The sequence below is a fragment of the Serratia sp. DFXYC6 genome, from assembly GCF_057196085.1.
This window is the reverse complement of the sequence record NZ_JBXUNV010000006.1, coordinates 189,107-201,970: the sequence shown is the minus strand read 5'-3', so window position 1 is coordinate 201,970 and position 12,864 is coordinate 189,107. Positions and strand designations below refer to the sequence as shown.

General features: G+C 60.9%; 10 protein-coding genes. 4 read left to right on the top strand and 6 right to left on the bottom strand.

The features are described 5' to 3' along the window. Window positions 1-8: 8 nt before the first annotated feature. Both AC2CGQ_RS23340 and kdgK read right to left on the bottom strand, forming a co-directional pair. The gene (locus AC2CGQ_RS23340; protein WP_242142258.1) at window positions 9-710 is read right to left on the bottom strand and encodes a LuxR family transcriptional regulator; all 702 of its coding nucleotides are present in this window, start codon (window positions 708-710) and stop codon (window positions 9-11) included. Between the two features lie 244 nt (window positions 711-954). Further along, window positions 955-1,887: a 2-dehydro-3-deoxygluconokinase gene (gene kdgK, locus AC2CGQ_RS23335; RefSeq protein ID WP_099982189.1), complete on the bottom strand. Its 933-nt coding sequence runs from the start codon at window positions 1,885-1,887 to the stop codon at window positions 955-957. Window positions 1,888-2,125: 238 nt separating this feature from the next. Between kdgK and pdeH the strand changes: the two genes are divergently transcribed. Both pdeH and AC2CGQ_RS23325 read left to right on the top strand, forming a co-directional pair. Continuing rightward, complete coding sequence (pdeH, locus tag AC2CGQ_RS23330; protein WP_021505226.1) at window positions 2,126-2,917, top strand: cyclic-guanylate-specific phosphodiesterase; 792 nt, start codon at window positions 2,126-2,128, stop codon at window positions 2,915-2,917. Window positions 2,918-3,008: 91 nt separating this feature from the next. Beyond that, window positions 3,009-5,048: an AsmA family protein gene (locus AC2CGQ_RS23325; RefSeq protein WP_060557922.1), complete on the top strand. Its 2,040-nt coding sequence runs from the start codon at window positions 3,009-3,011 to the stop codon at window positions 5,046-5,048. Here the strand turns inward: AC2CGQ_RS23325 and AC2CGQ_RS23320 are convergent, their stop codons facing one another. The 3 genes from AC2CGQ_RS23320 to yhjD all read right to left on the bottom strand — a co-directional run bounded on the left by AC2CGQ_RS23320 (window position 5,049) and on the right by yhjD (window position 8,589). Next, entirely contained in the window at window positions 5,049-5,816 is a 768-nt protein-coding gene (locus tag AC2CGQ_RS23320) for a CDP-diacylglycerol diphosphatase (protein ID WP_166730436.1), read from the bottom strand. Window positions 5,817-5,917: 101 nt separating this feature from the next. Beyond that, window positions 5,918-7,240 (bottom strand): MFS transporter, encoded by a 1,323-nt coding sequence (locus AC2CGQ_RS23315; protein ID WP_004929985.1) that lies wholly within the window; start codon window positions 7,238-7,240, stop codon window positions 5,918-5,920. Window positions 7,241-7,569: 329 nt separating this feature from the next. After that, window positions 7,570-8,589 (bottom strand): inner membrane protein YhjD, encoded by a 1,020-nt coding sequence (gene yhjD, locus AC2CGQ_RS23310; RefSeq protein ID WP_021505224.1) that lies wholly within the window; start codon window positions 8,587-8,589, stop codon window positions 7,570-7,572. A 341-nt stretch (window positions 8,590-8,930) separates the two neighbouring features. Here yhjD and AC2CGQ_RS23305 point away from each other — a divergent pair, with 341 nt between their 5' ends. Beyond that, the gene (locus AC2CGQ_RS23305; RefSeq protein ID WP_004929989.1) at window positions 8,931-9,797 is read left to right on the top strand and encodes a crotonase/enoyl-CoA hydratase family protein; all 867 of its coding nucleotides are present in this window, start codon (window positions 8,931-8,933) and stop codon (window positions 9,795-9,797) included. A 16-nt stretch (window positions 9,798-9,813) separates the two neighbouring features. On the opposite strand, the gene pdeR is transcribed toward AC2CGQ_RS23305, so the two are convergent. After that, window positions 9,814-11,808, bottom strand: coding sequence for a cyclic di-GMP phosphodiesterase (gene pdeR / locus AC2CGQ_RS23300; RefSeq protein WP_021505223.1), 1,995 nt, complete (start codon window positions 11,806-11,808; stop codon window positions 9,814-9,816). Between the two features lie 532 nt (window positions 11,809-12,340). Between pdeR and spy the strand changes: the two genes are divergently transcribed. Beyond that, the gene (gene spy, locus AC2CGQ_RS23295) at window positions 12,341-12,832 is read left to right on the top strand and encodes an ATP-independent periplasmic protein-refolding chaperone Spy (protein ID WP_028128096.1); all 492 of its coding nucleotides are present in this window, start codon (window positions 12,341-12,343) and stop codon (window positions 12,830-12,832) included. Window positions 12,833-12,864 lie beyond the last annotated feature (32 nt).

Here is a 12,864-nt window from a genome sequence, read left to right as displayed (position 1 = left end):
CGGCTTTTTTATGCCTGCGGCGGCGCGATCAGTTGCCGTTCAAGGCCGCGCCGGATCGCGTGTTTGGCGTTGGCGACCCCCAGCTTACGCACCGCATTGCCGATGTGAAACTTCACCGTGCCGGTTTTGATCCCCAGGATCAGCGCGATCTCGTTATAGGTTTTGCCCTGGCTGGCCCAATAGAGAATTTCCCCTTCGCGCGGCGAGAGCCGATCCTTTCGGCCAGCCTCGGCGCTGGCCAACGCAAACGCGTGCTGGTGGGTATCGACCAAGACCATCTGCAGGCTGGCCCTTTCTTCCGCCATTAGCTGCCGCAGTTCGGCGTCATCGGCCGCCGTCGCGCTGATCGACAAGATCGCCAGGTTGTTGTCGTGATCGTGCAAAACAAAGCTGCAACCGTGCACGATGTCGTACTCCCGCGCCTGGCTGAAGATCTTCCGGTAATGCCGATCCTCGGTAGTGAGGGCGGTGTCGTGCCACATAAAGGGCGCACAGCGTCTATGGGCGGCGCGCACGACGGGATCGATGTGCTGATAGCGATTGGCACTGTAGATGTCCAGCCATTCTTGCGGGTAGTTCGATACCAGCAGATGGCGATCGGGATGGTGTTTGTTGAAGGTCAGGTAAGCGTATTTGAATTGGCTGAAGGCCTGTAGCCGGCCGTCAAGATGCAGTCTTGCGGCGACGGCGTTGGCGAATGTGGCGGCCATCGGTAACCTCCCTGTCGTTCGGCGGCTCAACCCGACCTGCACCAAAGTCCAGCTAGTCAGTGCGGCGGATTGAAATTTATACTCGGCTAATAAATTCAAAAAGACGGCAATGCCAAGACCCGAGCTTAGCAGCTCTGGGCGGAAATAAGCCAACGCCAGGGAAATTCTTTCAATCATCCTCTGATCAATGCTTCTGGGATCCATTGCGTGGGCGGCGGGGGTGACTTCGCCGCCGCCTTATTGATTATGCGGGCATCGCCGCTGCGGGAATGATGGCGCCGCGATGTTGGATCACCGTTGCAGCAAGCTGGTGGCCGCGCTGCGCCGCCTGCTGGGCACCGCCACCGTTCAGGCGCACCGCCAGGTAGCCGGCGCTGAAAGAGTCGCCCGCCGCGGTGGTATCCACCACGCGCTCCGGCGGCAGCGCGATCGCCGGCACCTCAAGCTTCTCCCCTGCCATACTGAACACCAGACAGGCGTGCGCGCCGCGTTTGATGACGATCTCGCCGACGCCGAGCGCCTGCGTGCGCGTCACTATCTGTTCAACCGGCTGCGCTCCCCACAGCAATTCTTCGTCATCCAGCGTCAAAAAGGCGATGTCGGTGCAGGCCAGCACCTCGCGGTAGGCCTGCTGCGTTTCCTCACGGCTTGGCCACAGGCGCGGGCGGTAGTTGTTGTCGAAGATCACCTTGCCGCCGTTGGCGCGACAGCGGCGCAGCAACGCCAGCAGCTTCGTGCGGTCGGCAGGCGCGAGGATCGCCAGGCTAATGCCGCTGAGGTACAGGTAATCGAACTGCGCCAGCCGCGCGCACAGTGCGTCGGCCTGCGGTCCGGCAAGCCAATAGCGGGCGGCGGCGTCATTGCGCCAATAGTAGAAAGTGCGTTCGCCGGCGGCGTCGGTTTCGATCACGTACAGGCCCGGCAGCTTGTTGTCGAATTGCTGAATCAACCCGGTCTCGATCTTCTCCTGCCGCCAGGCCTGCAGCATCTCGCCGCTGAAGCTGTCGGTGCCGAGCGCAGTGACGTAATGCACCTGCAACGTCTGTTTCGGCATTTGGCGGGCGAGGTAGACGGCGGTGTTGAGGGTATCGCCGCCAAAGCCGCGCGTCAGCTGTGCGCCCTGCTGCGACAGCTCGATCATGCATTCGCCGATCACGGCGAGGTTTCGGATAGTCATCGTCAATAAGCCCTGGCTAAAGAAGAAGCAACAGCCACCAGTCTCCACGCAAGGCGGTAAGAGAGTCAATAAATTAAAACAGTGTTTTAATTTTTTATGATCGCGATCGGCCAACGCCAACAGGGTGAAGAGGAAAGCGTGCGGCAATTCGTGCTTAAAGTTTTACGCGGCGTGGCCGATAAGTTGGGTAAAGAAACAGCGGCAGCGCTCTCACTTCCCCGCCACGGCGATAGTACCGATGATAACCAATCTGATCTCGGGTCTGCTGGCGCCCTGTTTTGCCCTCTATGCCTGCGCCAAATCGCGGCGCTACTGGCGGCAATGCCGGCGCTTGTATACCTTCCAGCCGATTTATCGCACCAGCGGCGCGCTGTTGGCGGTGGAACTGCTGACGGCGGTATATCACCCGAATGAGCCGGACAAGCGGCAATCCCCGGAACACTATTTTGCCTCGCTCGGCGTCGCCCAGCGTTTGCGGGTGGTTCAGGAACAGCTGGCGCTGTTGCAGCGCTGGCAGGCGTTGTTCACCCGCCATGCGGTGATGGTGTCGGTCAATATCGACGGCATCGCGCTGCAAGCATTACAGCGTCATAGCGCCTTGCAACGGCAGATCGCCGAGATGCCCTATCTGCGCTTCGAGCTGGTGGAGCACGCCGCAACGGCATCAAGCCGCCCGCTGCAGCAGATTGTCGGCGGCGAGCGGCTGTGGCTGGACGATTTCGGCAGCGGGCTGGCCAACTTCTCCGCCGTCGGCGCCTGGCGCTATCAATACATCAAGGTGGCGCGCGAATTGTTCACCTTGCTCAAACAGTCGGAAGAGGGCGTCCAGCTGCTCGGCACCCTGATCAAAATGATGAACCAGCACAGCGACGGGGTGATCGTCGAAGGCGTGGAAACCGAGCAGGAGTGGCGGCTGGTGCAGCGCTCCGGCGCGTTGGCCGCCCAGGGCTACTACCTTTCCCGTCCGGCGTGCTTTGAAACGCTGCACAGCGTGCCGACGCTGTTCGCCGCGCCCGGCGCGCCGGCGTGAACTCCGGCCTATCCTCAGCTAGGCTTAAACGGGGCTGCTAACTCCTTTTCCTTTCATTCGGCAGCCCGATTTATGCGCTGAGGGAGCCGCTATGACAAGAACAGGAAAGGTTTTCAGCTGGCTGGGCGGCATTGTGCTGCTGCTGATCGTCGCGCTGGCGATCTTCATCGCGACCTTCGACTGGAATCGACTCAAGCCCGCCATCAACGACAAAGTGTCGGCCGAACTGCGGCGACCGTTTGCCATTCGCGGCGATCTGGGCGTCGACTGGTCGCGCAATCCGGATGAGGGCGGTTGGCGCGCCTGGGTGCCCTGGCCGCATATTCACGCCGAAGACGTGTGGCTGGGTAATCCGAAAAACATGCCCGGCGACAGCATGGTGACGCTGCAGCGCGTCGACGCCAGCATCGCGCCGCTGGCGCTGCTGGGTAAAGAGCTGCTGATCCCGCGCATCTGGCTCAAGCGGCCGAATGCGTCGTTGCAACGTCTGGCCAACGGCGATAACAACTGGACGTTTGACCTGGCCGCCGACCAGGATCCCAAGCAGCCGCCTTCCGACTGGTCGTTCACCGTTCACGACATCGTGTTCGACAAGGGGCAGATCGCCTTTAAAGACGCCACGCTGAAGGCGGATTTTCGCGCCGTCATCGATCCGCTCGGCAAACCGTTGCCGTTCAGTGAAGTGACCGGCAAACAGGGCGGAGACAAGGCCGCCACCCCCGATTACGTTTTCGGCTGGCAGGTGAAAGGCAAATATAACGGCGAGCCGTTGAGCGGCAGCGGCAAGATTGGCGGCATGCTGTCGCTGCAGAGCGCCGATTTGCCCTTCCCGCTGCAGGCCGACGTGCGCTCCGGCAGCACCCGGGTGGTGGTCGCGGGCACCTTGTCCGATCCGCTGAACCTCGGCGGCCTGGACGTGCAGTTGAAGTTTTCCGGTGAAAGCCTGAGCAACCTCTATGGCCTGACCGGCGTGTTGTTGCCGAATACCCCGCCGTATGCGACCGATGGCCATCTGACCGCCCGACTGCATCAGCCGGGCGGCGCGGTGTTTGAGTACCAGAAATTCGACGGAAAAATCGGCGATAGCGACATTCACGGCAGCTTGAAGTACGTTGCCGGTAAACCGCGGCCCACGCTGAGCGGCGCGGTGAACTCCCGGCAGCTGAGGTTGGCGGATCTGGCGCCGCTGATCGGCGCGGACTCCAACGCCGCCAAAGCCGGGCGCGGCGAAAAGAGCCGTCAGCCGGCGGATAAGGTGCTGCCGGTCGAACAGTTCGATACGCAAAGCTGGAGCAAGATGGATGCGGACGTGAAGTTTGCCGCCGCGCGCATTGAACGCGGCAGCGATTTGCCGCTGAGCGATCTGGCCACGCACCTGAAGCTGAACAATGGCGAACTGCGCCTGGATCCGCTGCGCTTCGGCATGGCGGGCGGCAGCCTGAACGCCGTCGTGCGCCTCGACGGCGGCAAAAAGCCGATGCGCGGGCAGGTGGATATGCATGCACGCAAACTTCAGCTTAAACAGCTGTTGCCGAACGTGGAGGCGATGAAGCGCAGCCTCGGGCAGATGAATGGCGACGCCAGGCTGACGGGCAGCGGCAATTCGGTGGCCGAACTGCTGGCGACCAGCAATGGCGACCTGCGCCTGCTGATCAATAACGGGGTGATCAGCCGTAGCCTGATGGAGATCCTCGGTCTGAACGTCGGTAACTATCTGGTGGCGCAGCTGTTCGGTGACGACGTGGTGGGCATCAACTGCGCGGCGGCGGACGTCGGCATCCGCAGCGGCGTCGCCGCGCCGCGACTGTTTGTGTTCGACACCGAAAACGCGGTGATCAACATCACCGGCAACACCAACCTCGCCACCGAACGGCTGGATTTGTCCATCGATCCGGAAAGCAAGGGTATGCGCGTGCTGACTCTGCGTTCGCCGCTGTACGTGAAAGGCACCTTCAAGCACCCCGACGCCGGGGTCAAAGCCGGGCCGCTGATCGCGCGCGGCGCGGCGGCGGTGGCGTTAGGGGCGGTGCTGACGCCGGCGGCGGCGCTGCTGGCGCTGGTCTCGCCCAGTGAAGGCGGCGAGGAGAACCCGTGCGGGCAGATCCTGCGGGAGATGAAAGGCAAAAAATAATCAGGCGCGCGGCGGCGGCGTGAGCAGCCGGCAGTCGTGATCCTGGATCTCTTCCGCCGAGGCCAGGGTGAACGGCAGCAGGCTGCGCTCGGTTGCCAGCAGCAGGAAATCGCCGTCCGGCAGCGCGGTCATCGCCAGGCCGAAGCTGCCCATGCGCCCGTCGGCGCGCGGCAGGCCGGAGGCCAGCAGGCGGAAGGCGCCCTGTTGTTCCAGTTCAGCGGCGGTCACCCGCCGCCCCAGATAGTCATGCCCCAACAGGCCGCCGGGCAACGGTTGCCATTGTTCGATGAAATCGGGGCCGATCTGCGCCAGCCGCTGTTTTACCGCCGGCGACAGGCAGGAGATATGGATGTGCAGCTGGTTTTGCGTGCGGCCGTATTCCGAATTGATCGCCAGGGAAATATCGCCGTCGTCGATCGGTTTGCCATAGCGTTCCGCCATCACGTGGCGCGCGCGCCAGGCCTGGGCGAAGAAATTCGGCGTGGCGGCGTCCAGCACCGCCGGGCTTTCGATACCGGTGATTTTGGCGCTGGGCATCAGCAGGTATTGCAGCGGCCCGTTGCGATCTTTAAACACCACGAAACCGGCCTGCACATCCACCTGCGCGCAGGGCGCCGGGTTGTCGTGCGCCTGCTGATTGGGCAGACATTGCTGGCTGACGATGCGCCACAGCGCATCGGGATGGTCGGATTTCAACCCGTAAAAGAGCGCGATGGCGATAGCCGCCAGCAGCGCCACGCAGACAAATACCCCACGACGCAGAGACATCGGCCGATCCTGTTACCGAGAGAAACATTCAGCATAGCCCGGTTTTATGACAGGAAACGAACACCGCGTGCGGCCCCCCGCAGTGAGGGGGCCGTAGGAGATCACAGCGACTGATGGCGGGTTTCTTTCATCAGCAGCAGGGCCAGCAGCGTCAGCCCGGCCATCGCCGCCAGGTACATGCCGACGTAGAACAGTCCGTAGTGGGCCGCCAGCCAGGTGGCGATATAAGGCGCCACGGACGCGCCGAGGATCGACGCGACGTTGTAGGAGAACGAGGCGCCGGTATAGCGCACTTCGGTAGGGAACAGCTCCGGCAGCAGCGCGCCCATCGGGCCAAAGGTCAGCCCCATGATGCTCAGGCCGCACAGCAGGAAGCCCATCACCAGCGCCTGGTTGCCGGAACCCAGCAGGGTCGGGAACAGGAACGCGAAGCCGATCATCAGCAGGGTAATGGCGATCATGGTCTTGCGGCGGCCGAACGCGTCCGCCAGCAGACCGGCGATCGGCACCATCACGCCGAAACCGATCACCGCCACCATCAGCATCCACAGGAAGCTGTTGCGGGAGTAACCGAGCCCGAGCGGCTGCGGCGCGGTGCCGTAGGTCATCGAATACACCGTCATCAGATAAAACAGCGTGTAGGTCGCCAGCATGATGAAGGTGCCGAGGATGGTGGCTTTCAGATGCTTGCTCAGCAGCGTGCCGAGCGGCACTTTCACCTGTTTGCCGGCCTTGGCCACTTTGGCGAACACCGGCGTTTCATGCAACGATACCCGCACGTACAGGCCAATCAGCACCAATGCGGCGGAGAGGATGAACGGCACGCGCCAGCCCCATTCCATAAACTGCTGGTCGCTCAGTAGCCACGAGAGCAGCAGGAAGGTGCCGTTGGCGAAGAAGAAACCGATAGGCGCCCCTAACTGGGGGAAGGAGCCGTACAGCGCGCGCTTTTTGGCCGGCGCGTTCTCCGTTGCCAGCAGGGCTGCGCCGCCCCATTCGCCGCCCAGCCCCAGCCCCTGCCCAAAGCGCGCCAGCGCCAGCAGGATCGGGGCGAAGATGCCGATGGTTTCATAGCTCGGCAGCAGGCCGATCAGCACGGTGGAAATCCCCATGGTCAGCAGCGAGGCGACCAGCGTCACCTTGCGCCCCACGCGATCGCCGAAGTGGCCGAACAGCGCAGAGCCGATAGGGCGCGCGACAAAGGCGACCGCGAAGGTGGCCAGCGACTGCAGCGTCGCGGTGGTCGGGTCGCCCTGCGGGAAGAAGATGTGCGGGAACACGATCACCGCGGCGGTGGCGTAGATGTAGAAGTCGAAAAACTCGATGGCGGTGCCGACCAGCGAGGCGACGATGACTTTCCCGCGGGAGTTCACCGGTGTGGACGCGTCGTCGGCGTCGAGTGGGGGTGCGATGGTGGCTTGCATATCTATTTCTTATTGTTGGAGGGGGTAAAAATCCATCTTAGTGACAGCATTCGGCCTTTTCAACGCGGGAACTTTGGGCAATGACCCCGCTAACCGGTTAAAAAGACTAATGTTTTATCTGGCTTGTTTTCTGCAGCGTTAAACGTTGAGAAAGGGCTTTCGTACAGAGGGAATGGCTGTAAAAGCGGCAAAGAAAAGTGATTGGGTAGTCTGTTATGCTGGTTTTTCGGATCGCGTGCCGCGTTATTTAGACGTATTGACTGGTTTTCTGGCTGATATCCAGAGGAAAGTGCCGGTGTGTGCGATAACACCGGCACGATCGCATGGCTTCAGCGCGCCGGCGGCTCGCGTTCCGGCAAGGCTTTGTCGCCTTTGTAGTCGGCGGTGGCGATCCAGGCGGCGCAAAACAGCGTCAGGCGGGCGAAGAAGTAGAAGAACGCCATCAGCCCGATCACCGAACCGAAGGCCGCGCCGGAAGGCGATTTCGCCACCTGCGGCAGCGTCATCGTCATCACGAACTTGATCACCTCAAAGCCGATAGCCGCAAGCAAGGTGCCGCGCAGCAGCGCTTTTTTCTTCGGTTTGTGGCGCGGCAGCATCCAGAAAATCCACAGGAACAGCAGATAGTTGGCGAAGATCGAGATCGACAGTGCGATCGTCGTCAGCGCCGGCCGCAGCCATTCGATGCCGTCCAGCCCCAGCGCGTTGACGATCGCCGCCTGCGCCGAGCCGGCGACCGAGGTCAGCGACAGCGTGATGATCAGCGCGACCACCAGGCCGGTCAGCGAGATGAAGTCGCGGGTGTACTTGAAATAGATTTTCTCCTGATCCTGCGGATTGCGCTCCCAGACGTCACGCGACTGCGCGCGGATCGCTTCGCGCAGGTTGCCCATCCAACTGATGCCGGAATAGAGCGCCAGCGCCAGGCCGGTCAACCCCACGGTGGTGCGCTGCTGAATGGCGGTGTTGACGGTGTTCTTCAGCGTGCTGGCCAGCGTCGGATCGCTAATGCTGCCGACGATCCGGTTGATCAAGCGGGCCAGCAGATCCGGGTTGGAAGCCAGCACGAAACCGGCGGCGGCGAACGACACCATCAGGATTGGGATCAGCGAGAGGAATGAAAAATAGGTGATGGCGGCGCCGAACTGGCTGCCCAGCCGATCGTTAAAGCGTTCGGCGGCGCGCAGCAGGTGCGCCACGCTCGGCCAGGCTTTGATGCGTTCAATCAGACGTGAAAAACCGCTGATGCGGCGGTCGAGCGTCTCATGGCCGGTCTTGATGGCGATAAGCGGCTTCGGCGGCGTGTCTTGTGCGGGCTGGCGGCGTTCCTGGTCTGGTCCTGTAGGCATTACTTCACGATTTCCTTAACGTTAAACGGCATGTATCAGCGTTGATTATAGCCAAAGCCCTGCGGCGTTTTGAGCGCCGGGGCGGCAAACGGTCAATTTCCGAGCTTAACGCGTTAGCGCCCGGCATGAAATGCCGGGGATGGCGCGATAGGTAAAATTCCTATGGAAACCCCGTGGCGCCTCGGTTTTTTTCACTTCTCTACCTCCAATTTTTATCTGTTTCGTCGGCGAGAAAGCGTTTACTCATGATGTGGCGTCGCGCTTTGCCGCTCGCCGCTCCGCTGCAGCCGTAGGGGCTGGAACGGTCTTATCCGTCATCAACAGAAAAACTGGAAGGTCTTATGAAATTGCTTAATCACCCCACCTGTCGTCCGTTTACCGAAGCGGGCAATCTGTCGCAGATCTCCGCCTACTATGAAGAGGGGCGGCACATCATGTGGATGCTGCTGCGCGCTGCGCCACGCCCCTGCTTCAACCAGGCGTTGATTGAAGACATCATGACGCTGGCGCAGGCGGCGAAGGAGTCTTCGCTGCGGTTCGACTTCTGGGTCACCGGCTCGCTGGTGCCGAACATGTTCAACGTCGGTGGCGATCTGCAGTTCTTCGCCGAAGCGATCAAAAACCGCAAGCGCGAGGCGATGATGGCCTACGCGCGCGCCTGCATCGACTGCGTGCATGCGGCGGCGCGCGGTTTCGACACCGGCGCGGTCAGCATTGCGATGGTTGAAGGCAGCGCGCTGGGCGGCGGTTTTGAAGCGGCGCTGGCGCACCATTTCGTATTGGCGCAAAACAATGCGCGCATGGGGTTCCCGGAGATTGCGTTCAACCTGTTTCCCGGCATGGGGGGTTACTCGCTGGTGGCGCGCAAGGCGGGCATGCGCTTGGCCGAGGAGCTGATTTGGGGCGGCGAGTCGCACACCGCAGAGTGGTTCGAGAGTCGCGGGCTGGTAGACCAGCTGTTTCAGCCCGGCGATGCTTACTTGGCGACGCGCACCTTCATCGATACCATCCGGCCGAAGCTCAACGGCATGCGCGCCATGCTGCGGGCGCGTCAGCGCGTGTTGCAGCTGACGCGTTCCGAGCTGATGGACATTACCGAAGATTGGGTGCACTCGGCCTTTACCATTGAGGAAAAAGACCGTGCCTACATCGAGCGGCTGGTGATGTTGCAGGATCGCCATACCCTGAACCTGCGTCGTGCCGGCTAACGTTAACGCGCCCGCCTCATGCGGAGGGTGAGCGCGGGCGATAGGACTGCAGCCAATGCTCCAGCTGTTCCGGGAGCATTGGCCGCGCGAACAGAAAGCCCTGTTTTTCGTCCACGCCGACTTCGTCGAGGAAGTGGTTTTCGCTCTCGGTCTCCACCCCTTCGGCGATCACGCGGAAGGCCAACGCCTCCGCCGCCGCGACGATCGCGCGTACCAGCGATTGCGATACCGGATTGAAATTCACCCCGCGCACGAAGCTTTTATCCAGCTTGATGGCGTCCAGAGGAATGCGTGCCAGCTGCGCCAACGACGAATAGCCGGTGCCAAAGTCGTCAAGATGCACCTGCGCGCCCAGTTCGCGCAGCCGGGTGATCAGCGCGCGCGCGCGATTCTCGTCTTCAATCAGGCTGCTTTCGGTCAACTCGAAGTCCAGCAGACAGGGGGCCATGCGGTGACGGTGCAGCACCCCGAGCAGGTCGTTGACGATGCTGTCATCGGCCAGCTGACGGGCAGAGAGGTTGACCGCCACCCGCAGATTCAATCCCCGCTCTTGCCACTGCGCCGCCTGCCCGGCGGCGGTTTGCAGCACCCATTGGCCCAACGGGCCGATCAGACCGGACTCCTCGGCGTAGGAGATGAACTGCAGCGGCGGGATCAGGCCGCGCTCCGGCGAATCCCAGCGCACCAACGCTTCCACGCTGTGCACTTCACCGCTGTGCGCGTCGATTTTAGGCTGGTAATACAGCACCAGCTGATTTTGCTCCAACCCTTTGCGCAGATTGGTGTCCAGCCACATGTACTCGGCGACGCGTTTGTTCATCTCCGGCGAGAAGACGGTATAGGTGCGTTTTCCGTGCTCCTTGGCGACGTACATGGCGGTATCGGCGCTGCGGATCAGGCTGTCGAGATCGTTGCCGTGCTCAGGGCAGAGTGCGATGCCGATCGAACAGCCGGTATACACCTCAATCAGGCCGATGCGAAAAGGGGTCTTCAGCCTGTCGATAATGCGCTGCGCCAGCGTTTGCAGGCGCTCGCGATCGCTTTGTGGCGCCAGCACCAAGAATTCGTCGCCGCCGAGGCGGGCGAGCACTTGATCCGGGCTCAGGCAGCCGAGGATCGCCAGAGCGACCTCGACCAGGAGCCGATCGCCGAACATATGGCCGTAGGCGTCGTTGACCTTTTTGAAGTTGTCGAGATCGAGGTACACCAGGCCGAAACTCTCTTCACCGCGCGTGGCGATGGCGTGATTGATCTTGTCCTGTATGGCGTTACGGTTCGGCAGGCCGGTGATGAGATCGGTGTTGGCCAGCACCCGTAGCCGCTCTTGCGCGCGACGTTCTTCGGTGATGTCGGTACCGGAGCAGATCAGAAAGACTTCGTTTTTTCCGCTGCCGCTGTGCACGAATTTGTTGCGAAACAGGAACAGCCGTTCACCCTTGACCGTCTTTACCCAGCGTTCCACCTCATAGGACGAACCGTTGCGGAAGAAGCCGGCGATGTTGCGCCGCGAAGCGGCGGCTTCTTCCGGGCTCATAAACAGTTGGAAAACGTTTTTGCCGATCACCTCGTGTTCGTGCAGCCCGGTGTACTCCTCGCTCAGCCGGTTGAAGCGCTGGATGCGGCCGTGCTGATCGACGATCACGATCACCGAGTTGGCTTCGGACACCACCTGCTCGGCGAAGGAGAGGCCGTGCACCAGGTCGCGCGCCACGGATTGGGTGTCGCTGAAGGCGGAAGCGGTGCCCGCCCATTCGAGGTTGTTGACGCGGCGCCCGACCAGATGCAGATGCAGCGGTTCACCGGCTAGCGTAATGGTCAGCTCAAGGCTGGCGGTCACGCCGGTCAGACGGCGGATTTTCGCCGCTTCCATGGCGCTGAGCGCCACCGCGACATGAGCTTTGCCCTTAATAGCGGACAGCTCCAGGGCATTGCTGTCAAACGCCAGCCGCCAGTGGGGGCTTTGGGTGCCGAAGTGAGCGCTAAGAAGCTCAGGGCCTTGGTCTGCGGGCATGACGATTCCTCAAAAGAGCACGGGCGGGCGGCCGGCACAGCGCCGGGCAGCCTGTTGGCCCGAAAGCGATCGCCGTACGCATCTGTGCATCATATAACAGGTTTTCACAGGCGGGGCGGGTGATGGAAACTATTATATAAGCAATGATTAGTTTTGCGGTGTAAACGTCGCCCGGCGGCCGCTTGCCTTAAAGTGTAGGAGAACATCGGATCGTGTGATGCTTAGTGATTTCCCCTGCTATCGGAAAACGGTTGATACAAGGTTGCCGTGCAGGTGAGTAAATTATAGCGGTGAGGAGAAAGCGGAAAAATAACTCCACCGGGGGGATTTTTGCCGAGAAATTAAAATTTCTATCAAATAAACGCCATCTTCATAGTTTTCTCATAATTGGTGAATAAATCCGAGACGGGTTTTAAAAAGTTTACACACCCTCGCATTACTTGAAATTTATCAGCCTATTATTATCTCCGACAACGAATGAGCCTGTTAACGTACAGCGCTCCTGATGAAGAAAATTTTTAAGGAAATGATTATGCGTAAATTGACGGCTTTATTTATTGCTTCCACGCTGGCTCTGGGTTCTGCTTCCGCGGCGTTCGCCGCCGATACGGCGACGGCCCCGGCGGCGGATGCGGCGCCGATGAAAATGATGCATCACAAGGGTGAAGGCAAAGGCGGCCCGTTCGCCGGGCTGAACCTGACCGAGCAGCAGCGCCAGCAGATGCGCGATATCATGAAAGAGTCGCACCAGAAGCGCGGGCCGGGCATGAAAGAGGAGCGCCAGGCGTTGCACAATCTGGTCGCTTCCGACAGCTTTGACGAAGCGAAGGCGAAGGCACAAATTGACGCGATCGGCAAAGCGCAATCCGAACGCATGCTGGCACGCGCCAAAGCGGAAAATAAAATGTATAACCTGCTGACGCCTGAGCAGAAAAAACAATACAATGAGAATTATCAGAAACGCGAGCAAAAGATGATGGACCACATGAATAAAATGAAGGAGCAGATGCCCGCCGGTCAGTAATATCCGCTCGCGGTGAATAATAAAGGGCCAGG